This window comes from Kosakonia sp. BYX6, from assembly GCF_038449125.1.
In the GTDB taxonomy this organism is placed as follows: domain Bacteria; phylum Pseudomonadota; class Gammaproteobacteria; order Enterobacterales; family Enterobacteriaceae; genus Kosakonia; species Kosakonia calanthes.
The window spans coordinates 4,613,447-4,637,896 of the sequence record NZ_CP151800.1 but is presented as its reverse complement, the minus strand read 5'-3'; the positions used below and the strand labels follow the sequence as shown (position 1 = coordinate 4,637,896).

Annotated in this window: 22 protein-coding genes; 6 read left to right on the top strand and 16 right to left on the bottom strand. The window is 55.1% G+C overall.

Translation table 11 applies throughout. The features are described 5' to 3' along the window. The first annotated feature begins 38 nt into the window (after positions 1-38). Positions 39-458: a DUF805 domain-containing protein gene (locus AAEY27_RS21680; protein WP_342322812.1), complete on the top strand. Its 420-nt coding sequence runs from the start codon at positions 39-41 to the stop codon at positions 456-458. Here AAEY27_RS21680 and fpr read toward each other — a convergent pair whose 3' ends face one another. The 4 genes from fpr to AAEY27_RS21660 all read right to left on the bottom strand — a co-directional run bounded on the left by fpr (position 459) and on the right by AAEY27_RS21660 (position 4,807). Beyond that, complete coding sequence (gene fpr, locus AAEY27_RS21675) at positions 459-1,205, bottom strand: ferredoxin--NADP(+) reductase (RefSeq protein WP_342322811.1); 747 nt, start codon at positions 1,203-1,205, stop codon at positions 459-461. Between the two features lie 96 nt (positions 1,206-1,301). Next, positions 1,302-2,312 (bottom strand): class II fructose-bisphosphatase, encoded by a 1,011-nt coding sequence (glpX, locus tag AAEY27_RS21670; protein WP_342322810.1) that lies wholly within the window; start codon positions 2,310-2,312, stop codon positions 1,302-1,304. 110 nt (positions 2,313-2,422) lie between these two features. Continuing rightward, positions 2,423-3,931, bottom strand: coding sequence for a glycerol kinase GlpK (glpK, locus tag AAEY27_RS21665; protein ID WP_342322809.1), 1,509 nt, complete (start codon positions 3,929-3,931; stop codon positions 2,423-2,425). A gap of 21 nt (positions 3,932-3,952) precedes the next feature. Next, positions 3,953-4,807: an MIP/aquaporin family protein gene (locus AAEY27_RS21660; protein WP_342322808.1), complete on the bottom strand. Its 855-nt coding sequence runs from the start codon at positions 4,805-4,807 to the stop codon at positions 3,953-3,955. A 478-nt stretch (positions 4,808-5,285) separates the two neighbouring features. On the opposite strand from AAEY27_RS21660, the gene zapB reads away from it, so the two are divergent. After that, positions 5,286-5,531: a septal ring assembly protein ZapB gene (gene zapB / locus AAEY27_RS21655; RefSeq protein WP_342322807.1), complete on the top strand. Its 246-nt coding sequence runs from the start codon at positions 5,286-5,288 to the stop codon at positions 5,529-5,531. A 95-nt stretch (positions 5,532-5,626) separates the two neighbouring features. On the opposite strand, the gene rraA is transcribed toward zapB, so the two are convergent. The 7 genes from rraA to priA all read right to left on the bottom strand — a co-directional run bounded on the left by rraA (position 5,627) and on the right by priA (position 13,595). After that, a complete protein-coding gene (rraA, locus tag AAEY27_RS21650; RefSeq protein WP_342322806.1) occupies positions 5,627-6,112 on the bottom strand; it encodes a ribonuclease E activity regulator RraA in 486 nt (161 codons plus the stop codon). A gap of 93 nt (positions 6,113-6,205) precedes the next feature. Next, complete coding sequence (gene menA, locus AAEY27_RS21645; protein WP_342322805.1) at positions 6,206-7,135, bottom strand: 1,4-dihydroxy-2-naphthoate polyprenyltransferase; 930 nt, start codon at positions 7,133-7,135, stop codon at positions 6,206-6,208. Between the two features lie 66 nt (positions 7,136-7,201). Next, positions 7,202-8,536 carry an HslU--HslV peptidase ATPase subunit gene (gene hslU, locus AAEY27_RS21640; RefSeq protein WP_342322804.1) on the bottom strand — a complete coding sequence of 445 codons (1,335 nt, stop codon included), beginning with the start codon at positions 8,534-8,536 and terminating at the stop codon, positions 7,202-7,204. Positions 8,537-8,545: 9 nt separating this feature from the next. Next, complete coding sequence (gene hslV, locus AAEY27_RS21635) at positions 8,546-9,076, bottom strand: ATP-dependent protease subunit HslV (protein ID WP_039055225.1); 531 nt, start codon at positions 9,074-9,076, stop codon at positions 8,546-8,548. A 92-nt stretch (positions 9,077-9,168) separates the two neighbouring features. Continuing rightward, positions 9,169-10,158: a cell division protein FtsN gene (gene ftsN / locus AAEY27_RS21630; protein ID WP_342322803.1), complete on the bottom strand. Its 990-nt coding sequence runs from the start codon at positions 10,156-10,158 to the stop codon at positions 9,169-9,171. 94 nt (positions 10,159-10,252) lie between these two features. Continuing rightward, positions 10,253-11,278 carry a DNA-binding transcriptional regulator CytR gene (gene cytR, locus AAEY27_RS21625; protein ID WP_342322802.1) on the bottom strand — a complete coding sequence of 342 codons (1,026 nt, stop codon included), beginning with the start codon at positions 11,276-11,278 and terminating at the stop codon, positions 10,253-10,255. A 124-nt stretch (positions 11,279-11,402) separates the two neighbouring features. Then, positions 11,403-13,595, bottom strand: coding sequence for a primosomal protein N' (priA, locus tag AAEY27_RS21620; protein ID WP_342322801.1), 2,193 nt, complete (start codon positions 13,593-13,595; stop codon positions 11,403-11,405). A 206-nt stretch (positions 13,596-13,801) separates the two neighbouring features. Here priA and rpmE point away from each other — a divergent pair, with 206 nt between their 5' ends. Next, positions 13,802-14,014 (top strand): 50S ribosomal protein L31, encoded by a 213-nt coding sequence (gene rpmE / locus AAEY27_RS21615; RefSeq protein WP_342322800.1) that lies wholly within the window; start codon positions 13,802-13,804, stop codon positions 14,012-14,014. Positions 14,015-14,321: 307 nt separating this feature from the next. Here the strand turns inward: rpmE and metJ are convergent, their stop codons facing one another. Further along, a complete protein-coding gene (metJ, locus tag AAEY27_RS21610) occupies positions 14,322-14,639 on the bottom strand; it encodes a met regulon transcriptional regulator MetJ (RefSeq protein WP_007369220.1) in 318 nt (105 codons plus the stop codon). Between the two features lie 263 nt (positions 14,640-14,902). Here metJ and metB point away from each other — a divergent pair, with 263 nt between their 5' ends. The 3 genes from metB (at position 14,903) to metF (ending at position 19,590) form a co-directional block, all read left to right on the top strand. Next, positions 14,903-16,063, top strand: a complete 1,161-nt coding sequence (gene metB, locus AAEY27_RS21605; RefSeq protein WP_342322799.1) for a cystathionine gamma-synthase — start codon at positions 14,903-14,905, stop codon at positions 16,061-16,063. A gap of 2 nt (positions 16,064-16,065) precedes the next feature. After that, the gene (locus tag AAEY27_RS21600; protein ID WP_342322798.1) at positions 16,066-18,498 is read left to right on the top strand and encodes a bifunctional aspartate kinase/homoserine dehydrogenase II; all 2,433 of its coding nucleotides are present in this window, start codon (positions 16,066-16,068) and stop codon (positions 18,496-18,498) included. Between the two features lie 204 nt (positions 18,499-18,702). After that, positions 18,703-19,590 (top strand): methylenetetrahydrofolate reductase, encoded by an 888-nt coding sequence (metF, locus tag AAEY27_RS21595; protein WP_342322797.1) that lies wholly within the window; start codon positions 18,703-18,705, stop codon positions 19,588-19,590. A 93-nt stretch (positions 19,591-19,683) separates the two neighbouring features. Here metF and gldA read toward each other — a convergent pair whose 3' ends face one another. The 4 genes from gldA to AAEY27_RS21575 all read right to left on the bottom strand — a co-directional run bounded on the left by gldA (position 19,684) and on the right by AAEY27_RS21575 (position 24,348). Further along, a complete protein-coding gene (gene gldA, locus AAEY27_RS21590; RefSeq protein ID WP_342322796.1) occupies positions 19,684-20,787 on the bottom strand; it encodes a bifunctional L-1,2-propanediol dehydrogenase/glycerol dehydrogenase in 1,104 nt (367 codons plus the stop codon). 10 nt (positions 20,788-20,797) lie between these two features. Continuing rightward, a complete protein-coding gene (gene fsa, locus AAEY27_RS21585; protein WP_342322795.1) occupies positions 20,798-21,460 on the bottom strand; it encodes a fructose-6-phosphate aldolase in 663 nt (220 codons plus the stop codon). A gap of 210 nt (positions 21,461-21,670) precedes the next feature. Then, the gene (locus AAEY27_RS21580; protein WP_342322794.1) at positions 21,671-22,531 is read right to left on the bottom strand and encodes a helix-turn-helix transcriptional regulator; all 861 of its coding nucleotides are present in this window, start codon (positions 22,529-22,531) and stop codon (positions 21,671-21,673) included. 83 nt (positions 22,532-22,614) lie between these two features. Continuing rightward, positions 22,615-24,348 carry a phosphoethanolamine transferase CptA gene (locus AAEY27_RS21575; RefSeq protein WP_342322793.1) on the bottom strand — a complete coding sequence of 578 codons (1,734 nt, stop codon included), beginning with the start codon at positions 24,346-24,348 and terminating at the stop codon, positions 22,615-22,617. Positions 24,349-24,450: the final 102 nt, after the last annotated feature.

The following is a 24,450-nucleotide window of genomic DNA, read 5'->3' as shown; positions in this document are numbered from 1 at the left end:
GGTAAACTACCCGGCACTACGATAATAAGGAACCTTACATGGGCATGCAGCAGTGGTTGTTCTCTTTTAAAGGGCGCATTGGACGCCGCGATTTTTGGGTGTGGATTATCCTGTGGGTGCTGAGTATGACGGCGCTGTTCACACTGGCGAATGGCGGCATGCTCGATTTCCAGATGGCGGCCTTTATCCTCGTCTGCCTGGTTTGGCCAACAGCCTGTGTGATGGTGAAACGCTTGCACGATCGCGGTCGCCACGGCGCATGGGGATTTTTGATGGTGTTGGCGTGGATGCTGCTTTCCGGTCACTGGGAAATGTTAAGCGGCCCGCTGGAATGGGCGGTGGGACGCCTGATTCCGGTCGTGATCATCGTGATGATGTTGATTGACCTGGGCGCGTTTGTCGGCACCCAGGGGGAAAATAAATACGGTAAAGAGACGTTGGACGTGAAGTACCGCTGATCACCAGTAATGTTCAGCGGTGATATGCCCCGGACGGCGACGAAGGTGTTTGGTCATCTGCCGGGTATCTTTCAGCAGTTGTGTGGTATCACGCACCATCTGCGGGTTGCCGCACAGCATCACATGGCTGGTGTTGGCGTTCATCGGCAGCCCGACCGCGTCTTCCAGCGCGCCACTTTCAATCAGGGCCGGTACGCGCCCGGTCAGCGAACCTGAAATTGTCTCCCGGCTGACAACCGTTTGAATCCGCAATTTGCCTTCGTAGCGCTTTTGCAGCTCCAGCATCAGCGGTAAATAACTCAAATCCGCCGCGTAGCGCACCGCGTGTAGCAGCACGAGGTTTTTGAAGCGATCCAGATCCTTGCCTTCTTGCAGAATCGACAGATAAGGCCCGATGGCAGTACCCGTCGCCAGCATCCACAGTGTGTCGCAATCCGGCACTTCTTCAAGGACAAAAAAGCCGGCGGCTTCGCTGACGATTAAGATGTCATCTCCCGGTTGCAATGCGGCCAGGCGCGGGCTCAGTTTCCCTTCCGGTACGGTAACGAGATAGAACTCTAAATCGGGGTTGCTCGGCGCATTCACATAAGAGTAAGCGCGCTGTACGCGCTCACCGTCAATCTCCAGCCCAAGCTTGGCGAATTGTCCGGCAGTGAAGGGGTGAATAGGGGCATGAACGGTGAGGCTGAATAGCGCATCGGTCCAGAACTCTACCTTTGTGACTTTTCCTGTTACCCAATCCGCCATGGTTTTCTCCTGTCCTGTCGCGTTGCCTTATCCTGGTGCCTGTTGCCTGAGATTTCCAGCCCGTGGGGGCCGGAAAGCTCAATTGAACAAATAGACCTACAGTATGTGTCGTTGTACGTCCGGGTCTTTCCGATCCAGGTAGTGAATAGATTGAATGCGGCGAATTGTGCGCGATTTGCCACGGATCAGCAGCGTTTCGGTGGTAGCGATATTGCCTTTACGGGTGATGCCATCCAGCAGATCACCTTTGGTGATGCCCGTTGCCGAGAAAATCACATTGTCGCTGCGCGCCATATCGTCCAGTTGCAGTACGTTGCCCGCTTCAATCCCCATACCGCGACAGCGTTTTAATTCATGCTCGCCGATGCGACGGTTCTCTTCGCTGTCACCTTTCACCTGATGGCGCGCCAACAGGCGGCCTTGCATATCGCCATCGAGCGCGCGGATCACCGCCGCCGACACCACACCTTCTGGCGCGCCGCCAATACCGTACAGCACATCGACTTCGCTATCCGGCATACAGGTAAGAATAGACGCAGCGACATCACCGTCGGGAATGGCAAAGACGCGCACGCCAAGCCGTTGCATCTCGGCGATAATCGCGTCGTGGCGCGGTTTAGCAAGAATCGTGACCGTCAACTCGCTGAGCGGTTTGTTCAACGCGGTTGCGACGTTACGCAGGTTATCGGCCAGCGGCAGATTCAAATCGATTGCGCCTTTCGCGCCGGGGCCGACAATCAGTTTTTCCATGTACATATCTGGCGCGTTCAGGAAGCAGCCTTTATCGCCAACCGCTAACACCGCCAGCGCGTTCGCCTGGCCCATTGCCGTCATGCGCGTGCCTTCAATCGGATCGACCGCGATATCGACCGCGTCGCCTTTGCCGGTACCGACTTTTTCGCCAATAAACAGCATTGGCGCTTCGTCAATTTCGCCTTCGCCAATGACGATCGTGCCGTCAATGTTGACCTGATTGAGCATGATGCGCATAGCGTGTACCGCTGCGCCGTCCGCCGTGTTTTTGTCGCCGCGCCCCAGCCATTTGTAGCCAGCCAGCGCCGCAGCCTCGGTAACACGGGAGAATTCGATGGCAAGTTCTCGTCTCATAACAAACTCTATAGTGAAAGAAATTGGGCGAAGTTTATCACAGCGAGAAGGTGAGGGTTGATTGGGCAGATGCCCTCTCCCCACTGAAGAGAGGGCATCGTTGGGGCAAATTACTCGTCGTGCTCTTCCCACGCCAGCGCGCGTTTCACCGCTTTTTTCCAGCCGCTGTAACGGTAGTTACGTTCGGTTGTTTCGATGCCTGGGCGGAATTCACGCTCGATGACCGCTTTTTCTTGCAGTTCATCCAGATTCTGCCAGAAACCGACCGCCAGACCGGCAAGGTACGCCGCGCCGAGCGCGGTGACTTCACGCACTTCCGGGCGTTCCACGCGGGTGCCGAGAATATCGGACTGGAACTGCATCAGGAAGTTGTTCGCTACCGCACCGCCGTCCACGCGCAGGGCGTGTAAGCGGATGCCGGAATCAGCCTGCATCGCTTCCAGCACATCGCGGGTCTGGTAAGCGATAGATTCCAGCGTGGCGCGAATAATGTGGTTGGCGTTCACACCGCGCGTCAGACCGAAAATGGCACCACGCGCATACGGATCCCAATAGGGCGCGCCGAGGCCGGTAAAGGCCGGTACCACGTATACACCATTGGTGTCTTTCACTTTGGTGGCAAAGTATTCGGAGTCGAACGCATCGCTAATCAGTTTCATCTCGTCACGCAGCCACTGAATGGACGCACCGGCCATAAACACCGCGCCTTCCAGGGCGTAATTCACTTCGCCCCTCGGGCCACAACCGATGGTGGTCAGCAGGCCATGCTCGGATTTCACCGCTTTTTCGCCAGTGTTCATCAGCATAAAGCAGCCGGTACCGTAGGTATTTTTCGCCATCCCCTCTTTCACGCACAGCTGGCCAAACAGCGCCGCTTGCTGGTCACCGGCGATCCCGGCGATAGGAATACGCGTGCCGCCTTTACCACCGATATTAGTCTGGCCGTACACTTCAGAGGATTTATGCACTTCCGGCAGCATGGCGCGCGGAATATCCAGCGCGTCCAGCATTTTGTCGTCCCAATCCAGCTCGTGGATGTTGAACAGCATGGTACGCGAGGCGTTGGTGTAGTCGGTTACGTGAACGCGTCCCTGGGTCATTTTCCAGATAAGCCAGGTATCGACGGTGCCAAATAGCAGTTCGCCACGCTTAGCGCGCTCGCGGGAGCCTTCAACATGGTCGAGGATCCATTTCACTTTGGTGCCGGAGAAGTATGGGTCAATCACCAGGCCGGTGGTGTTGCGGACGTACTCTTCCATGCCGTCGCGTTTAAGCTGCTCGCAAATCTCCGCGGTACGGCGGCACTGCCAGACGATGGCGTTGTAAATCGGTTTGCCGGTTTCACGTTCCCAGACAATCGCGGTTTCACGCTGGTTGGTGATGCCGATAGCGGCAATCTCGTCGGAATTGATATCCGCTTTCGCTAGCACTTCCACCAGCGTGGAACTTTGCGAGGCCCAGATTTCCATCGGGTCATGCTCAACCCAGCCTGGCTTAGGATAAATTTGTTCGAATTCGCGCTGTGAGACGCTGATGATGTTGGCATCGTGATCCATCACAACGGCGCGGGAGCTGGTAGTGCCCTGATCGAGCGCAACGATATATTTTTTGTCAGTCATGGTTAGAATCCCGTAGTCACATTACAGCGAAGCTTTTTGTTGAGTCGTGGTCGTGGAGGCCGTGCCTTTTTCTTCGGCGGCCTCACTGGTTCCCGTCGGCAGATGGCGAGCAATCAGCTTACGATAACCGAACGCGCCAAGCGCCGCGCCTACCACCGGGCCGAACATCGGCACGAGGAAGTAGGGAATATCTTTGCCACCGGTAAAGGCGACATTGCCCCAGCCGGCGAGCCAGGCGAACGTTTTCGGCCCGAGGTCACGCGCCGGGTTCATGGCGAAGCCAGTCAGTGGGCCCATTGACGCGCCGATAATCGCAATCAGCAGACCAATCAGCAGCGGAGCCAGCGGCCCACGCGGGATGCCGTTGCCGTCATCGCCGAGCGCCATAATGACGCCCATCAGAATAGCGGTAATCACCATCTCAACTGCGAAGGCCTGCACAAAATTGATGTGCGGGTTCGGGTACGTTGAAAAGATGCCAGCCAGGTCAAGACTTTCGACACTGCCGCGCACCATGTTGTGCGTTTGTTCGAAATCGAGAAAAAGATTGTAGTAAAGCCCGTAAACAAGTGCTGCCGCGCAAAACGCACCGGCAAATTGAGAAATGATGAAGGGAACAACTTTGCGTCCGTCAAAGCTTGCGAAAAGCCACAATGCGATTGTTACCGCCGGGTTAAGATGCGCACCGGAAACCCCAGCGGTCAGGTAGATGGACATTGCCACGCCCAGACCCCAGATGATACTGATTTCCCATTGGCCAAAGGTGGCGCCCGCCACTTTTAATGCCGCGACACATCCCACACCGAAGAAAATCAACAACCCGGTACCGAGAAACTCGGCGATGCACTGGCCTTTTAAGGTTGATGTCTGACTCATAATCGGATCCTGCAAAAGTTTAATGGTTATTGTATGCATAGGGGAAACATCGCCCCATGATGTCGTGTAGACATAGTGTTAATTTATCGTTAACGAGCAAAAACGAGAAATATCGAAATTAAAATGTGTGTACTGCGTCATAAAATGAGCGTTTTCGAGCGCTGAGATGTGTTTTTGCGCCAGTTCGAAACGTGAGCTGAATCATTTTTGTAACCCTGGCATTAACAATTTAGTGGTAGAGCGCGGCATTGCACCAGGATGAGGATGAAAAGTGTTGCAAAGCGCAAACAGCAAGGCTCCGCGCTGGACAGGGGGAGGCGCGATTCATACAATCGATCACTAGCGAAATTCGCCCATTTTTTTAAGGCGTCGCCGGTATTCGGGACGAGGAAACGCATTTAAGTTGCAGGTGGCAAATATGCCTGCAACCTTAAGAATAAAGTGTTTATCCATCAACGCCTTGCAACTCAGGAGAGGTATGACTATGTCATTAGAAGTGTTTGAGAAATTGGAAGCAAAAGTGCAGCAGGCGATTGATACCATCACGCTGTTGCAGATGGAAATCGAAGAACTGAAAGAGAAAAACAACAGTCTGGCACAGGATGTTCAGTCCGCACAGCATAGCCGTGAAGAGCTGGAGCGCGAAAATAGCCAGCTGAGAGAACAGCAGCACGGCTGGCAGGAGCGTTTGCAAGCGCTGTTAGGCCGCATGGAAGAAGTCTGATTACGCGTTATCTTTCGCGTAATCATCGGGTAGGTCGGATAGGCGAAGCGCCATCCGATAACACATAAAAAAGGGTGCCATCAGGCACCCTTTTTTTACTCGATATCGAGGGGATCTTCGGAAAGGATAATGCCGGTATTGTCGGCATAAAGATGGTCGCCGGAGAAGAAGGTCACGCCGCCGAAGTTCACGCGCACGTCGCTTTCGCCAATGCCTTCGCCCACTGCGCCAACCGGAATGGCGGCAATCGCCTGAATGCCAATATCCAGCTCTTCAAGGTCATCCACCTGGCGCACCGCGCCGTAAATCACCATGCCTTCCCACTCGTTTTGCACCGCAATGCGTGCGAGATCTGCGTCGATTAACGCGCGGCGCATTGAACCGCCACCGTCAACCAGCAGGACACGCCCACGACCATTCTGTTCGAGCAGATCATAGAGCAACCCGTTATCCTCGAAACATTTCACCGTGATGATTTGTCCGCCAAAAGACGACCGCCCACCAAAATTGGAGAACAGCGGTTCAACAACGTTGATCTCTTCCTGGTAGATATCACAAAGCTCAGAAGTATCGTATTTCATAGGATTAACGTTCAGTTGCTGCGAGAATCGTCAGTATATCGCGCATAACGCACTGTTGGCAAAACCATCAATTTTTAATTCGTCTTTTTCCTGTTAAAAATTCTGCTGGCTCAAAATAATCCCTAATACAAACAAGAGATTAGTCAGCAGCGCGCCTTTGACCGTCCGCTCAAGCATCGGCGGCATGGCACGCGGGTCGCGTTCGCGCAGCACAAAGCGCGCCTGCTTGATCAGTAGCGGCGCCGCCAGCACGAACAGCCAGCCCCAAAGGCTTTGCAACGAAAACAGATTGAACAGCGCCAGGCACAGTAGCGCGCCGATCAGCAAACCAGCATGATAACGGCGGGCGTTGATTGGCCCTAAACGCACCACCAGCGTGTTTTTACCATTTTCACGATCGCTTTCGATATCGCGCAAATTGTTGATATTCAGCACCGCCGTCGCCAGTAAACCGCAGGCGGTCGCGGGTAGAATCACCGCCGGAATGAGCATATGCGCCTGCAAATACCAGCTTCCCACGACGCTTATCCAGCCGAAGAAAATCAGCACAGAAATATCGCCAAGACCAAGATAGCCGTAAGGGCGTTTGCCAACGGTATAAGTGATGGCGGCGATAATCGACAACCCTCCAAGTACCAGGAAGCCAATAAAATCCGCCATGGTTTGCGTTGCCGCCGTGACCAGCAGCAACCCGGAGATGCAGCTCAGCGCAATCACAATCATCAGCGCGCGTTTCATTTGCGCCAGCGAGATGGCTCCTTTCTGCATGCCACGCAACGGCCCGATGCGATCGGGCTTATCGCTGCCTTTTACCGCGTCACCGTAATCATTGGCGAGATTGGAGAGAATTTGCAGCAAACCGGCAGTGATCAGCGCAAGCATGGCGACCAGCGGATCGAAATAACCCTGCCACCACGCCAGCACGGTACCGACAACAATCGCAGCGAACGCCAGCGGTAATGTTTTAGGTCGCAGGCTTTCCAGCCACGCCTGGGTAAGGCTCAGAGATTGCGTTTCGTTCATAATTTTGGCCAACAAAAATGGGGGCAAAAGCCCCCATCGAGTGTGATGAAAACGTTGTGACCGGGATTATAAGATAAAACGGCTCAGATCTTCATCCGCCACTAAAGCATCAAGATGCTTACTCACATAGTCTGCATCAATGGTGATTGTCTCGCCGCCCAGATCGCTGGCGTCATAAGAGATATCTTCCATCAAACGTTCCAGCACCGTATGCAAACGACGCGCACCGATGTTTTCTGTGGATTCGTTCACCTGCCATGCCGCCTGAGCGATGCGCTTGATGCCGTCGTCGGTGAACTCAATGTTCACGCCTTCGGTCGCCATCAGCGCTTTGTACTGTACGGTCACAGAGGCATTTGGCTCGGTCAGAATGCGTTCGAAATCTTCGGCGGTCAGCGCCTGCAACTCAACGCGAATAGGTAAACGGCCTTGCAGCTCCGGGATCAGATCCGACGGACTGGCAACCTGGAATGCGCCAGAAGCGATAAACAGGATATGGTCAGTTTTCACCATGCCGTGCTTGGTCGATACGGTGCAGCCTTCTACCAGCGGCAGCAGGTCGCGCTGTACGCCTTCGCGGGAAACGTCCGGGCCGGACGTGTTGCCGCCACGCTTACAGATTTTGTCGATTTCGTCGATAAACACGATGCCGTGCTGCTCAACTGCGTCGATGGCTTCCTGCTTCAGCTCTTCCGGGTTCACCAGTTTCGCCGCTTCTTCTTCAATCAGCAGCTTCATCGCGTCTTTGATTTTCAGCTTACGCGGCTTCTGCTTCTGGCCACCCAGGTTCTGAAACATGGATTGCAGCTGGTTGGTCATCTCTTCCATGCCCGGAGGCGCCATGATTTCTACGCCCATCGGCGCAGCGGCGAGATCGATTTCAATCTCTTTATCATCGAGCTGGCCTTCGCGCAGTTTTTTGCGAAACGATTGACGCGCAGCAGAAGGTTCAGCGGCCTGTTCTGGCTGGCCCCAGTTGTTTTTCGCCGGGGGGATCAGCACGTCGAGAATGCGCTCTTCCGCCATTTCTTCCGCGCGGTAGCGGTTTTTATCGATGGACTGAATACGCACCATTTTCACGGCGGCATCGGTCAGATCGCGGATGATAGAGTCCACTTCTTTCCCTACATAGCCCACTTCGGTGAACTTGGTCGCTTCGACTTTGATAAACGGCGCATTGGCGAGCTTCGCCAGGCGACGGGCGATTTCGGTTTTACCGACGCCGGTTGGGCCGATCATCAGAATATTTTTTGGTGTGACTTCATGACGCAGCTCTTCGTCGAGCTGCATACGACGCCAGCGGTTACGCAGAGCAATCGCCACAGAACGCTTCGCCGCGTCCTGGCCGATGATGTGTTTGTTCAGTTCGCTGACAATTTCGCGTGGGGTCATTTCAGACATGGGAGATCCTTACGCTTTAGAGGGTAATTCTTCGATGGTATGGAAGTGGTTGGTGTAGATGCAGATATCACCTGCGATCCCCAACGCCTTTTCAGCAATTTCACGCGCGCCAAGCTCGGTGTTTTCCAGCAGAGCACGGGCAGCGGCCTGGGCGTATGGCCCGCCGGAACCGATCGCGATCAGGTCATTTTCCGGCTGAATCACATCGCCGTTACCGGTGATGATCAGCGATGCGGTTTCGTCGGCAACCGCCAACAGCGCTTCCAACTTGCGCAGCATGCGGTCGGTACGCCAATCCTTTGCCAGCTCGACAGCCGCTTTCACCAGGTGACCCTGGTGCATTTCCAGTTTGCGTTCAAATAATTCAAACAGCGTGAAGGCATCAGCCGTGCCGCCCGCAAAGCCTGCGATGACTTTGTCGTTATACAGACGGCGAACTTTTTTCACGTTGCCTTTCATCACGGTGTTGCCCAGTGTGGCCTGGCCATCACCGGCGATAACGACATGGCCGTTACGGCGTACGCTTACGATTGTTGTCACGAGCAGACCCCTTGGTTACAAATGCACAATACAGCGCCCCGCACAGCGTACGGGGCAGAATGCAATTATAGATGGGGGGGATTTCGGGGGTTTCAACCCCCGGAGGCGAGACGGATGCAGTTTGCGTGACCCGCCATTTTCAGGCGGCTGAGGGTCGAATCGGCATTATCTTTGCCTTTCACCGGCCCCATTACCACGCGGTTCCAACCATTATTGCTGGTGATGCGAGAGTCAAAACCTTCAAACGCCAGCTGTGCGCGGACGGTTTCAGCCTGATCCTGGCCTTTAAACGAACCGCATTGGATCAGCCAGCGGCGGTCATCTTTTTTCTCTGCCGTTTGCGGCTTCGCTGTTTCCGCTTCATGTGTCACAGGCGCAGGCTGCTGCGTCTTAGGCTGAGAGGCGGTGTTGTGCGGCGGCGTCTGCAACAGATCCTGATACGGTTGAGAAGTCGATGTCGGTTTCTGCTGCTGCGTTTGTGTTTGTGTTTGTGTCTGGCGCGGCGGCGGCGTGGTAGTGCGCGCGGGTTGCTCAGTCACGCGAGGCTGCTGCACCGGTTGGGTCTGCGTCCACTGCGACTGTTGTTGCGACTGCTGCTGCGCCTGGCGCTGACGCTGTAGTTGCAGCGTTTGCTGGCGCTGCTCGGCGGTTTGCTCGTTCCACGGCACTTCGCTGAGTTGCGTCGGCGTCTGGCGCATATCCGCTTGCATTTGCGCTAACAACTGGCGTTGTTCATCGGTGAGCTGATCTGGATTTTTCACTTCGCCACCGGCTGAAGGCTCGGTCGGCGCACGCACGCCTGGCTGGCGGCTTTCCAGTTCTTTAATATAGCGCCAGCGCTCTTCCGGCTTCGGCGGCAAGCCGTTACCGGTGACTTTCTGGTTTTGCAGTGACTCAGATTCTTCTTTTTTATGGTGCGTAATAAAGTACAAACCACCGATAAAGGCGACCAGCACGGCGGCTGCAATAGCGACCATCGCTGGAGAGACCGCAGATGTCCTGCGTTGCTTTTTCCTTGAGTTACTCGTCTTTCGCCGCGAAGGAGCCGACTGGCTGCGGCGTACATAATCTCGTTGTGCCACTATCGTTTCGCTGTATTTATTTCGTTTAACAGCCCGCCATGTTACTTAAGCGACGGGGCTTTGACCAGAAGAGGGCGTCTTAAAGCCCGCAGCTTTACGTTAGCGCCCGCGTGCTGCCACGCAGGATTAATTCACAATCCATCAGGCGCGATCCGCTGCTAACCGTATGACCTTGCAGCTGTTCCAGCAGCAACAGCATGGCTTCACGACCAATCTCATAGCGGGGTTGCGCAACGGTGGTTAACGGAGGATCGCAATATTCCGCTAACGAAATGTTATCGAAGCCGATAATCGATAAGTCATCTGGCACTTTCAGCCCGCGGCGTTTGGCCTGCGACAGCGCGCCAAGCGCCATGATATCGCTATGGCAGAACACGGCGGTCGGCGGTTTCGGCAGTGTTAATAACTGTTCCAGCGCGCGAGCGCCGGCTTCGAAGGTGAAATCACCGCGCGTAATATAGTGTGGATCAACGGTCACGCCGGCGCGGCGCAGCGCCTGCACGTAACCCTGCAAACGGTAGTGACACAGCGGCATCTCTTCCGGGCCAGCGATGCAGCCAATCAGGTGATGTCCTTGTTCTTGCAGATAATTAACGGCGTTAAAGGCGGCGGTGAGGTTATCGATATGCACCGTTGGCAGTTCCAGTTCCGGCGCAAACTCGTTGGCCATCACCATCGGCGGTAAATTTCGTTGTTCTTCAATGCTGGCGTCAAAAGGCAGGCGCGAACCCAGCAGCAACATGCCGTCGATTTGCTTGGTGATAATCAGATCAATGAAGGTTTTTTCCTGCTGATTTTGATGGGCGCAATCGCCAATCAACACCAGGTAGCCGTGTTCGGCGGCTGTCACTTCGATACCACGAATCATTTCGCTGAAGAAGGGATCGCAAATATCCGGCACGATGACCAGCAGGGTTCGGGATTCGTTGCGCTTCACATTGCGTCCCATCGATTGGGGCAAATAGCCGACTTCCATGGCGGCTTGCTCCACCCGGTTGCGGGTCGCTTGTGACACTTTATCCGGGTTCATTAATGCACGAGATACGGTTGCCGTAGAAACCTTTGCTTTCATGGCAACATCTTTCATGGTTGCTGCCGCAACCTGATTTTTGGGTTTCACCTTGTTCTCCTCGCATGCACGGCGCAGGCGTTGCCACATTTTTATCAGATAGTTAACCGCACCGGTTACAGAATTTTCACGAAAAGTGTGATGAAAGTTGAATTTTATGCCCTCGCTCGCAGCATTAGCCTTCGATCGGATCGACATCCAGCACCCATTTAACGCGTCGCGCATCCGGCAGGGTGTTAATCAAGGCAAGTGCGCCGTGAACGATATGTTGCAGGCGAATACGGGAAGGGTGTTGCAGCAGAATCTGCCAGCGGTAGCGCCCGGCGCGTTTGGCCGCCAGCGCCGGAACCGGGCCGAGAACCCACAATTGGTTATCGGCCAATGGGCTGGCCTGCAACAGATTTTTCAACTGTTGCAGGAACAGGGGGGCGTATTGATTGTTCTGATCTTCGGCGCGGATCAGCACATGGCTGGTCCACGGCGGTAATTGCAGGGTTTGCCGCTCGGCCAGCGCCTGTTCAGCGAAGGTGTCATAACCCTTATGCAGCAGCGTTTGTAATAAAGGATGTTCTGGATGGTGGGTTTGCAGCACCACTTCGCCCTGCTTCCCGGCGCGTCCGGCACGGCCGGAAACCTGAGTATAAAGCTGGGCAAAACGTTCTGCTGCGCGGAAATCCGCCGAAAACAGCGCGCCATCAACATCGAGCAATGCTACCAGCGTGACATCCGGGAAATGGTGCCCTTTTGCCAGCATTTGCGTGCCGATCAAAATGCGCGCGCCGCCGCGATGCACTTCGGCAAGATGCTGTTCCAGTGCGCCTTTGCGACTGGTGGTATCCCTGTCGATACGCGACACCGGCACGTCGGGAAACAGCGGCACCAGCGCATGTTCGAGCTGCTCGGTGCCAAGACCAACCGGCAGCAAGTGCGTGGAACCGCACGAAGGACACTGGCGCGGCACGGGGCGCTGGCTGTCGCAGTGGTGGCAGCGCAAATGCTGCTGCGCCTGATGGAAGGTGTAATAGTGATCGCAGCGCGGGCATTCCGCTATCCAGCCGCAATCGTGGCACAACAGCGCTGGCGCAAATCCGCGTCGGTTAAGAAAAAGGATTACCTGATTTCCCGCCTGCAAATGCTGGCGCATGCGGTTGAGCAGCGCTGGCGCCAGGCCGGCCTGTAACGGTTGGCCTTTCATATCCAACACGTGTTGCATGGCTGGGCGTGCGCTACCGGCGCGGCGCGTCAGGCGCAGAATATGGTATTTACGCGCCCGCACGTTATGCAGGGTTTCCAGCGCCGGGGTCGCCGAACCGAGGATTATCGGAATTTGTTCACTATGGGCGCGATAAACCGCCAGATCCCGCGCGTGATAACGCCAGCCTTCCTGTTGTTTATAGGAGCTGTCGTGCTCTTCATCGATAACGATCACGCCGAGATTTTTAAACGGAGTAAACAGCGATGAGCGCGTGCCAATTACAATTGCCGCTTCGCCGTTTTTCGCTTTCTGCCAGGTGGCGAGGCGCTCGCTGTCGTTCAGCCCGGAGTGCAGCACTTCGACGGGCGCATTAAAACGCTCGCGAAAACGGGCGATGGTCTGCGGCGTCAGGCCAATTTCCGGCACCATCACCAGCGCCTGTTTACCTTGCGCCAGCACGTTTTCCAGCACACTTAAATAGACTTCCGTCTTGCCGGAGCCGGTAACGCCCGCCAGCAGCCATGCGGAGAATCGATCCGCCGCGCTGTGAATCGCACCGACTGCTGTCGCTTGTTCGGTATTGAGCCGCAACCGATCGCCGCTGACCGAAAATGTGCTGCGCCAGTCGCTAAAGGTGGGCGTTTCGCTGTTCATCTCCGCCAGCCCTTTGGCGCGCAGCGCTTGCAGGGTCACGCTTTTCAGTTCCAACGCCGCCAATTGATGCTGCCAGATTTTCCCTTTGCGCAATGCTGACAACGCTTGTTGCTGTTTGAGCGACTTTACGCGATTGATGTCCACTGCCTGGCCCTGTTCGGTGGCGAACCAGTAGCCCTGAAATTCGGCGCTGGTAGCTTTTGTCTGGCGTAGCAGGACGGGAAGGGCGTTGAACAACACATCGCCAAGAGGATGGTGGTAATACTCTGCCGCCCACAGCAGCAATCGCCAGACCGAAGGCGAAAACGCCGGTTCGCTGTCGAGCACCTCTTCTACGCTTTTCAGCTCTGTCAGCGGCAACTCGCTTTTGTCGCTTACCGCCACAACAATACCGACGCGTTGCTGGTTACCAAACGGCACGCGCACGCGACAACCGGTGCTTGCGGACATCGCTTCCGGCAGCAGGTAATCAAAGGTGCGGGGCAAAGGTACAGATAGCGCAACGCGGGCGACGGGCATCTCATCTTCCTGACTTGAAAACTGGCGGGTTAGTATACACATTGTTAAGACTGGCGAGCGGATCAGTTTGCATGTGCTGGTTAATTTCTGTATGATTCGCCGCCTTTGATGCGTTTTGGCGTGTCGAAGATAAACTTACATATCAACTCGCGTGGTGTCTGGCGTTAGGGCTGGAAGAGCGACGCGGCCTTAAACTGAGGTTTCCCATGAAAAAAGGTATTCACCCGAATTATGTAGCTATTACTGCAACTTGCTCTTGCGGTAATGTGATCAAAACCCACTCAACTCTGGGTCGCGATCTGAACCTGGACGTGTGCGCTAAATGCCACCCGTTCTTCACCGGTAAGCAGCGTGATGTTGCAACTGGTGGCCGTGTTGACCGTTTCAACAAACGCTTCAGCATCCCGGGCAGCAAATAAGTTGCCAAGAAAAAAGCGCCGAGAGGCGCTTTTTTTGTGCCTGCGGTTCGCCTGCGGAGAGATATTTTTGTGAGGCATGTCACAAAAATATTGCTCTGGTCAAAAAACGCGCATATCATTTCGCCATACATTCTTCTGAACAATGAATGAGCGTAAATGATGAGCGATATGCTGACAGCAATGAAAAACGTATTTATGTCTTACCTGCTTTCACTGGCAGAAGTGCACCCGGAAGTGACGCGCTTCTGATTGGGCAGGCCAGATAAGCAAAAAGGGCGGAAGTTATCTTCCGCCCTTTTTATTGGAATCAGTATTCCCATGTATCCGGGTCGATGCCCAGTTCACGCATAATCACTTTCGCCTCTTCCGGGATTTCATCGCTGCGCTCTTTACGCAGATCTTCATCATTCGGCAGAGGTTGGCCGGTGAACGCATGCAAAAACGCCTCGCACAGCAGCTCGCTGTTAGTGGCGTGGCGCAGGTTGTTCACCTGACGACGGGTACGTTCATCGGTGAGGATTTTTAACACCTTAAGAGGAATGGAAACCGTAATTTTCTTTACTTGCTCACTCTTCTTGCCGTGCTCAGCGTATGGGCTGATATATTCGCCGCTCCATTCAGCCATGAGATACCTTTAATCCTCTCAGTCATTAGTCTAAACCCAGGCAAGCCCAGGCCGTAATCCCGCGTAGTTTACCGTAGAGTCAACGAGGTGACACGGTGTATTGCTCAGCTATGCCGTACTAAAGCATATAATTTTAACGGCTATTATGCTTTTGCTCAATCTATACGCTAAGAAGTTTAGATGTCCAGATGTATTGACGTCTATTATCGCAGTGTTTACTCTGTTGCCTGACTTTTCATCCATTAAGCCAGGAAGCCTTCACCATGACGCGTAAACAGGCCACCATCGCAGTGCGTAGCGGATTGAACGATGACGAGCAGTACGGTTGCGTTGTCCCGCCGATCCACCTCTCCAGCACCTATAATTTCACCGGTTTCAATGAACCTCGAACGCACGACTATTCTCGTCGCGGCAACCCAACGCGCGATGTGGTACAGCGTGCGCTGGCGGAACTGGAAGGCGGCGCGGGCGCGGTGATGACCAATACTGGCATGTCGGCGATTCACCTGGTGACCACGGTGTTCCTCAAACCTGGCGATCTTTTGGTTGCGCCGCATGATTGCTACGGCGGCAGCTATCGCCTGTTCGACAGTCTGCAAAAACGCGGCTGTTACCGCGTTCGCTTTGTGGATCAAGGGGATGAGCAAGCACTGAAAGCCGCGCTGGCGGAAAAACCGAAACTGGTGCTGGTAGAAAGTCCAAGCAACCCATTGTTGCGCGTCGTGGATATTGCGAAAATCTGCCAACTTGCGCGTGAAGTTGGGGCTATTAGCGTGGTGGACAACACTTTCCTCAGCCCGGCATTGCAAAACCCGCTGGCGCTGGGCGCTGACTTGGTTCTGCACTCCTGCACCAAATACCTCAACGGGCATTCCGATGTGGTAGCAGGCGTGGTGATTGCAAAGGATGAGGCCACTGTCACCGAACTGGCATGGTGGGCCAATAATATTGGCGTCACCGGCAGCGCTTTCGACAGCTATTTGCTGTTGCGCGGTCTGCGTACCTTGTCGCCGCGCATGGAAGTGGCGCAGCGTAACGCGCAGGCGATTGTCGATTTCCTGCAAACGCAACCTCTGGTGAAAAAGCTGTACCATCCTTCTTTGCCGGATAACCAGGGGCATGAGATTGCCGCGCGTCAACAAAAAGGCTTTGGCGCAATGTTAAGTTTTGAACTGGATGGCGATGAGCAAACGCTGCGTCGCTTCCTGAGTGGGCTGTCGCTGTTTACGTTGGCGGAATCGCTGGGCGGGGTGGAAAGTTTGATCTCCCACGCTGCGACCATGACCCACGCGGGCATGGCGCCGGAAGCACGCGCCGCCGCCGGGATTTCTGAGACGCTGCTACGCATCTCAACCGGTATTGAAGATAGTGAAGATTTAATTGCCGATCTGGAAAATGGCTTCCGGATCGCCGCTGAGGGGTAAACATGAGTGTGATTGCGCAGGCAGGGACGAAGGCTCGTCAGCTGCACAAATTTGGTGGCAGTAGTCTGGCGGATGTGAAGTGTTACCTCCGCGTCGCAGGGATCATGGCGGAGTACTCACAACCGGGCGATATGATGGTTGTCTCTGCCGCAGGAAGCACGACCAACCAGCTGATCAACTGGCTGAAGCTCAGCCAGACCGATCGCCTCTCTGCGCATCAAGTACAACAATCACTGCGCCGTTATCAAAGCGATTTGATTAGCGGCCTGTTACCCGCCGATGTCGCCGACGGCCTGACCAGCGAATTTATCCACGATCTTGAACACCTTGCCGCGCTGCTCGACAGCGGCATCACCGATGCGGTTTACGCCGAAGTGGTCGGTCATGGTGAAATCTGGTCGGCGCGTTTGATGTCCGCCGTGCTGAATCAACAAGGCCTGGACGCCACCTGGCTGGATGCCCGCGATTTCCTGCGCGCCGAACGCGCCGCGCAGCCGCAAGTTAACGAAGGCGCTTCATACCCCTTATTACAACAGCAACTTGCGCAGCACCCGGGCAAACGCATTGTTGTCACGGGCTTTATCAGCCGTAACGACGCGGGTGAAACGGTGCTGCTGGGGCGTAACGGCTCGGACTACTCGGCAACGCAAATTGGCGCGCTGGGCGATGTGACCCGCGTGACAATCTGGAGCGACGTGGCCGGTGTTTACAGCGCCGATCCGCGCAAAGTGAAAGATGCCTGTCTGCTGCCGCTGTTGCGTCTTGATGAAGCCAGCGAACTGGCGCGCCTCGCCGCACCGGTGCTGCACGCCCGTACTTTACAGCCGGTTTCCGGCAGCAATATCGATCTGCAATTACGCTGTAGCTATAACCCGGATCAGGGTTCAACGCGCATCGAACGCGTGCTGGCCTCTGGCACCGGGGCGCGAATTGTCACCAGCCACGATGACGTTTGCCTGATTGAATTCCTCGTGCCTGCCGGGCAAGACTTCAAACTGGCGCACAAAGAAATTGATTTGGTGCTGAAACGCGCGCAGGTGCGCCCGCTGGCGGTTGGCGCGCACGCCGACCGTAACTTGCTGCAACTTTGCTATACCTCGGAAGTGGTCGATAGCGTCTTTAAACTGCTCGACGAAGCCGGGCTGCCAGGTGAGTTGCGCTTGCGTCAGGGGCTGGCGCTGGTGGCGATGGTCGGGGCGGGCGTTTGCCGCAACCCGTTGCATAGCCACCGTTTCTGGCAGCAGTTGAAAGGCCAGCCAGTGGAGTTTATCTGGCAGTCGGACGAAGGCATCAGCCTGGTCGCTGTGCTGCGCGTGGGCCCGACAGAAAGCCTGATTCAGGGGCTGCACCAGTCACTGTTTCGCGCGGAAAAACGCATCGGCCTGGTGCTGTTCGGCAAAGGGAATATCGGTTCGCGCTGGCTTGAGCTGTTCTCCCGCGAGCAGAGTGCGCTGTCGGCACGTACTGGTTTCGAATTTGTGCTGGCGGGCGTGGTGGACAGCCGTCGCAGCCTGCTGAGCTACGATGGGCTGGATGCCAGCCGCGCGTTGGCGTTCTTCAATGATGAAGCGGTGGAACAGGACGAAGAGTCGCTGTTTTTATGGATGCGCGCGCACCCGTATGACGATTTAGTGGTGCTGGATGTGACCGCAAGCGAGCAGCTTGCCGGGCAGTATCTGGATTTCGCCAGCCACGGTTTCCATGTCATCAGCGCCAACAAACTGGCGGGCGCGAGCACCAGCGACAAATACCGCCAGATTCACGATGCGTTCGAAAAAACTGGCCGCCATTGGCTGTATAACGCGACTGTTGGCGCCGGGTTGCCGGTGAACCACACCGTGCGCGATCTGCGCGACAGCGGGGATTCGATTCTGGCGATCAGCGGCATTTTCTCCGGGACGCTCTCCTGGCTGTTCCTGCAATTCGATGGTTCTGTGCCGTTTACCGATCTGGTGGATCAGGCGTGGCAACAAGGTTTGACCGAACCGGACCCGCGCGTCGATCTCTCCGGGAAAGATGTGATGCGCAAGCTGGTGATCCTCGCTCGCGAAGCGGGTTACGACATCGAACCAGATCAGGTGCGTGTGGAATCGCTGGTGCCGCCAGCCTGCGAAGAGGAGTCGGTCGATCACTTCTTTGAAAACGGTGATGAACTGAACGAGCAGATGACCCAGCGTCTTGAAGCCGCCCGCGAAATGGGGCTGGTGCTGCGTTACGTGGCGCGTTTCGATGCCAACGGCAAAGCTCGTGTTGGTGTTGAAGCGGTACGCGCTGAACATCCGCTGGCGTCGTTATTGCCGTGCGATAATGTTTTTGCCATCGAAAGCCGCTGGTATCGCGACAACCCGCTGGTGATCCGTGGGCCTGGCGCGGGTCGTGATGTGACCGCTGGCGCCATTCAGTCAGATATCAATCGCCTGGCGCAACTGTTGTAGTTTTCCCCAGCATCCTCTCTCGTAAGGGAGAGGATGCTTTCCCCTGATCATGAAGCTTTTTCATCTTCACTGAACATTCCTCACGCTTAATGATGATTTTCCTGTTGACGCTTTGGCCGAATTCCGTCATTTTTACATCCGGACGTCTAAACGTATAGAAGTTCACAACCAACAGACAACGACTTGTGATTGATGAGGTAAGGTATGAGCTTTTTTCACGCCAACCAGCGGGAAGCCCTGAATCAGAGCCTGGCGGAAGTACACGGCCAGATTAATGTTTCGTTCGAATTTTTCCCGCCGCGCACCAGTGAAATGGAACAGACCTTGTGGAGCTCCATCGATCGCTTAAGCAGCCTGAAGCCGAAATTTGTTTCGGTGACTTACGGCGCGAACTCTGGCGAGCGCGACCGCACCCACAGCATTATCAAAGGCATTAAAGATCGCACCGGGCTTGAAGCCGTGCCGCATCTGACCTGTATCGACGCCACGCGCGATGAACTGCGCACTATCGCGCAGGATTACTGGAATAACGGTATTCGCCATATCGTTGCGCTGCGCGGTGATTTACCGCCGGGCGGCGGTAAACCGGATATGTACGCTGCCGATTTGGTCGCGCTGTTAAAAGAGGTGGCTGACTTCGATATTTCTGTCGCGGCTTACCCGGAAGTGCACCCGGAAGCGAAAAGCGCGCAAGCCGATCTGCTCAATCTGAAACGGAAAGTCGATGCCGGTGCCAGTCGTGCGATTACGCAGTTCTTCTTCGATGTTGAAAGTTACCTGCGTTTTCGCGATCGCTGTGCCTCGACCGGTATCGACGTCGAAATCATTCCTGGCATCCTGCCGGTGTCTAACTTTAAGCAGGCGAAAAAGTTCGCGGATATGACCAACGTGCGTATCCCGGCGTGGATGTCACAAATGTTTGAAGGGTTGGATGACGATGCGGAAACCCGCAAGCTGGTGGGCGCGAATATCGCCATGGATATGGTGAAGATCCTCAGTCGTGAAGGGGTGAAGGATTTCCACTTCTACACACTGAACCGCGCTGAAATGAGTTATGCGATTTGCCACACATTGGGCGTTCGCCCGGCGTAAAACTTTGCCGGATGGCGGCTTCGCTTTATCCGACCTACAGAGGTTGTAGGCCGGGTAAGCGTTCAGTACCATCCGGCGATTACAGCACTTACTCTATTCCCACTCACCTAAAAAACGTTGACCATACTGGTCGGCGACCAACAGCGCCGCATACACCTGATCCGGCGTTGCACCGCCCGGCATATTGTGAATGGTTTCGCCTTCCGCACAGGCTGCCTGCGCCACAATGCGCATCTTGGTCGGAATATCGGTTTTGATATCCAGTTGTTCCAGCGTGATTGGTAAACCGACGGTATGGCACAGCGCGGCGACCGTTTCGATCTCCTCAATCGGCGCGTTTTCCAGCACCAGGTGGGTTAAGGTGCCGAACGCCACTTTCTCACCGTGATAGAAAGGGTGCGTGTCAGGAAGCGCGGTTAAGCCATTGTGGATGGCATGCGCCGCCGCCAGTCCGCCGCTCTCAAAACCGACGCCGCTGAGAAACGTATTGGCCTCGACGACACGCTCCAGCGCGGGCGTAACCACATGTTGCTCTGCGGCCAGCATCGCTTTCTCACCCTCTTCCAACAGTGTGTTGTAACAGAGCTCCGCTAGCGCGAGTGCGGATTGCGTGCATTGCCCGCCCGCCATGGTTTTCGCGCCGCTGCGTGAACAGGCGCGGGCTTCAAACCAGGTGGAGAGCGCATCGCCAATCCCCGCTGCCAGCAAACGCGCGGGCGCACCGGCGACGATTTTAGTGTCGACAATCACGCGGTCAGGATTATTGGGAAGCAACAGATAACGGTCGAACTCGCCGTTGTCGGTGTAGATAACCGACAGCGCGCTGCACGGCGCATCGGTGGACGCAATGGTCGGCGCAATGGCGACCGGCAACTGCATAAAATGCGCCAGCGCTTTTGCGGTATCCAGCGTTTTACCGCCGCCGATCCCCAGCACTGCGCCACAGCGAGCTTCCTGGGCGATGCCGCGCAAGCGGTCGATTTCAGTTTGTGAACATTCACCGCCGAACGGCGCCACTTCGCACGCCAGTCCGGCATTGGACAGGCTTTTTTGCAGGGTTTCCTGCGCAAAGCCGAGAACGAATTTATCGCCAACGACCAACCAGCGGTCGGCCAGCGGTTTGAGATAGTCGCCGAGACGGGTGATAACGTCTGCACCCTGGATGTACTTGCCTGGCGACTGGATGATGCGATCCATATACTGCCTCCTATACGTTGAGGTTGCCAAAAGCCGTTTTCCAGTCCTGCTCAAACTTCTCAATTGCTGACTCTACTGCTGGCGTATTGAGCATTTGTTGCGCTACGTCTAAAGGAAGCGTAATAGCTTCACATCCGGCTAACAGGCAGTCGAGCGCCTGGCGTGGTGTTTTGAAGCTGGCGGCCAGCACTTTGCTTTCTGGCGCATGCAGTTGCAGCAAGGTTTGCAACTCTTGCACCATGCGCACGCCGTCGCCGCCCTGCGCATCAACGCGATTAACATAAGGCGCGACATATTTCGCACCGGCCAGCGCGGCTAACAAACCTTGCGTGGCGCTATATACCGCCGTGCCTAGTGTGACAATGCCCTCTTTACGCAATTGTTTGATCGCGGCGAGGCCTTCGGCGGTAACCGGGATTTTGACCACAATGTCCGGCAGCGCGTTATTGAAACGCTTTGCCTCGCTTACCATGCCCTCTGCGTTACGGCTCATGACCTGGGCAAACAGCCTGCCTTGCGGGCCAATGGCATTTTGCAGACGCGGTAACACATCCCACACTGACACGTTGCCCGCCGCGATAATGCTGGGGTTAGTCGTTACGCCCGCCAGCGGATAAATACGCGCCAGACGCTCCACTTCGGCCACATTTGCGGTATCCAGATACAGTTCCATCGCACTTCCTCCAATTACGTTTCTGCTTTCAGGATAAGAGCGCAGCGCTACCCTGCGCCATATAACAATTCTGCCAAAAACTGGATAAATGTACGCTATGAACCAAAATGCGAGTTAGCTCGCAAATTGCTATGTATGGCGGTGAAAAGCAGAGGATAGCGCGGTCAGGAGGGTGCTGGTGTGCTTTTTAACGTACAAAAATCCAGCTTTTTATTTCTCGCCGAGCGGTTTTTCAGTGAGATGGCTGTGGTATTGCTGGCGATATTCAGAGGGCGAACGTTCGGTGTTTTTTCGAAACAGGCGGCAGAAGTAATTGCTGTCCGCAAACCCGCAGCTGTGCGCCACTTCTTTTACTTTCAGGTCGTAGCCTTTAAGCAGGGTTTTCGCATGTTCCAGCCTCGTGTGATTGAGGTATTCATTAAAGCCGATGGCGCCGGTTTTCTGGAATAAATGGGAGAGATAATTGGGGGAGATATAAAACGCCTGCGCGACCGATTCGCGGGTCAGCGGCATGGCGTAATGTTCGTCGATATAGTCACGAACTGCTTCGAACAGCGCCTGGCTGCGGGACGCGGTTTGGATCTGGCTACCGAGCAGGTCGCTACAGTGGCTCAGCAGGCTGGTGACAATCAATCGGGCGGTTTGTTGTTCGCGCGGCTGCATCTGCATCTCATGTAATGTTTGCAGCAGGAATGCGCCAACACGCGGGCCGCGGCGGGCAACATGCTGTTTCACCAGGTTTTGTAGCGCCATGCCATCCCATTGCGTGACGCTAAAACTCAGTTGCTGCTTAGCAAATAACACGCTTAACGTTGTCGCGGGAGCCTGCCATTGCTGACAATTCCAGCCGCCAGCGGGGACATACAGAACATCATGTTGCGTCATCAACGATGTGTCCCCGGTGATCCCGGCATCGGTTAACGCGCCTTCCAGCACAATCTCCAGACGCGGAAAATCAACCTGACAGGCCAGCGCAGGTGCTGATCCGCTCACGGCCGCGAAACGGATTTGCCGCAGCGGTGCCGGACCGTTGATCAGGCGCGAGATAAGATGACTGACGTCGTGGCTCATGATGGTCCTGTTGAAGAAAAAACAGGACAACCTTAGCGCTGAGGCAAAAAAAAAGCCATCCCGATGGGATGGCTGAACGTCGTTTATTGATTGGCGATTTGATCGCCATAGGGCAGTGCGTCGTAATCCCGTAACGCATTCTTTTTGTACGGGTTACCAATCCAGCGGGTCGCTTCGACAAACTGCGGGCTGACAACCGAACGCGTCGGATCGTAGCCGTCATAGCGTAAACCCGCCAAATCTGACCAGGTGTGGATCAACTGCGAACTGCTGTATTTGCGGTTGGCGTCGGCTGCCAAATCACGCGGATGTACGGCCTGCCATTTATCCGAGGTCCAGAGGATAAAAGGAATGGTGTACATGTGGCGCGTCGGCTCTGCTTCGTTACGCCCCTGAATGTTATGCGGCGGTGTGTCGTAAACCTCTTCACCGTGGTCGGAGAAGTAAAGCAGGAAGCCGTTAGGATCCGTCGCTTTGTAGTCATTAATCAGCGAGGCGACAACATGATCGTTAAAGCGGTTGGCATCGTCATAATTGTTGTACGTTTCGGACTGATCGTGGTCGAGCCCCGCGGGCTGATGATCGGTCTTATCCGTAAACGTGCCCCAGTCTTTCGGGTAACGGAAGTCGTAGCGAATGTGCGTACCCAGCAAATGCACAATGATGAATTTCTTCGGTGCAGGGTCGGCGAGCACCGTTTTAAACGGCTGCAACACGTTGGTGTCGTATTCGCGCGCACTTTGTGTGCGCTGCTGGTTCATATAGAACTGCACATCGGTCTGTTTCGAGAACACCGTCAACATGGTGTTGCGCTCGGTCATCGTCTGCTGGTTGGTGATCCAGAACGTTTTATACCCGGCCTGCTTCATCATGTTCATCAGCGACGGCTGTGTCAGATACAGGTCAGGATTCTTCTCATCCGCGAAGGTGAGCGCCTGTTGCAGGATTTCAATGGTATACGGACGCGAGGTCACCACATCGTTAAACAGCGTCATTCGCGGGTCGTTTTTATGTAGCGCATCCAGTTCCGGCGTGGTTTCGCGCGGGTAACCATACAGGCTCATCCGACCCCGCTGCGTGGATTCGCCAATCACCAGCACCAGCGTACGCGGCGCATCACCGGAGGTGTCTTGCAAATTCGCCAGCGGCGGTAACGCGTTGTTCTTGTCGAGCAGCTTGTTGAGGCTAGCCAACTGATTACGATATTGCACATAGCCCATCACCAGTTGCCACGGCGCGGCGGGCTCCAGCCGGGAGACCAGGCCCGACGAGGCTTTTGCCAGATCCTGTTTGTTCTTCAGCATATTCATTGCTATCGGATTGAGGATCAATCCATAAAGCAGGGCAAAGGAAACCAGCCAGCGCCACGGGTTCGGGATATAAACCGGGCGCAGGCGCGTCCAGAGGAAAATCGCACCAGCGGTGTACGCCAGCGCAATCAGCACAATCTTCAGGCTGAAGTACTGGCCTAAAAACTCGCTCGCTTCATGGGTGTTCGTTTCGAACATCACAAACAACACGCTCTGCGAGAACTCTTGCCCGTAGATGACGTAATAACAGAGCATCGACAGCGAGGCCGCCCACAATACGATGCCGATAACTGCGGCGAGGATTCGCGTATAGCGCGGCAGCAGGAAGACCGGAATAAACCATAGCGAGCTGAACAGCAGCGAATCGCGAAGTCCGTTGGTTCCGCTATAACCGCTGATGAAAATAGCGGCCTGCAATACCGTGGAGAAATACCAAAAATAGAGAAGAACCCAACCAAGGGCTTTCACACTAAACGACTGTTTAACGTGAGTTTGAGTGGAACGCATACGAAGAGCCTGTGTGTGTAAGTGCGCAAAAAAATAGCGACTAAACCTTAAGCAAACCTGAATGTTGTCTTTTCAGGCGAAAATGTTGTGTTGGACATTCAT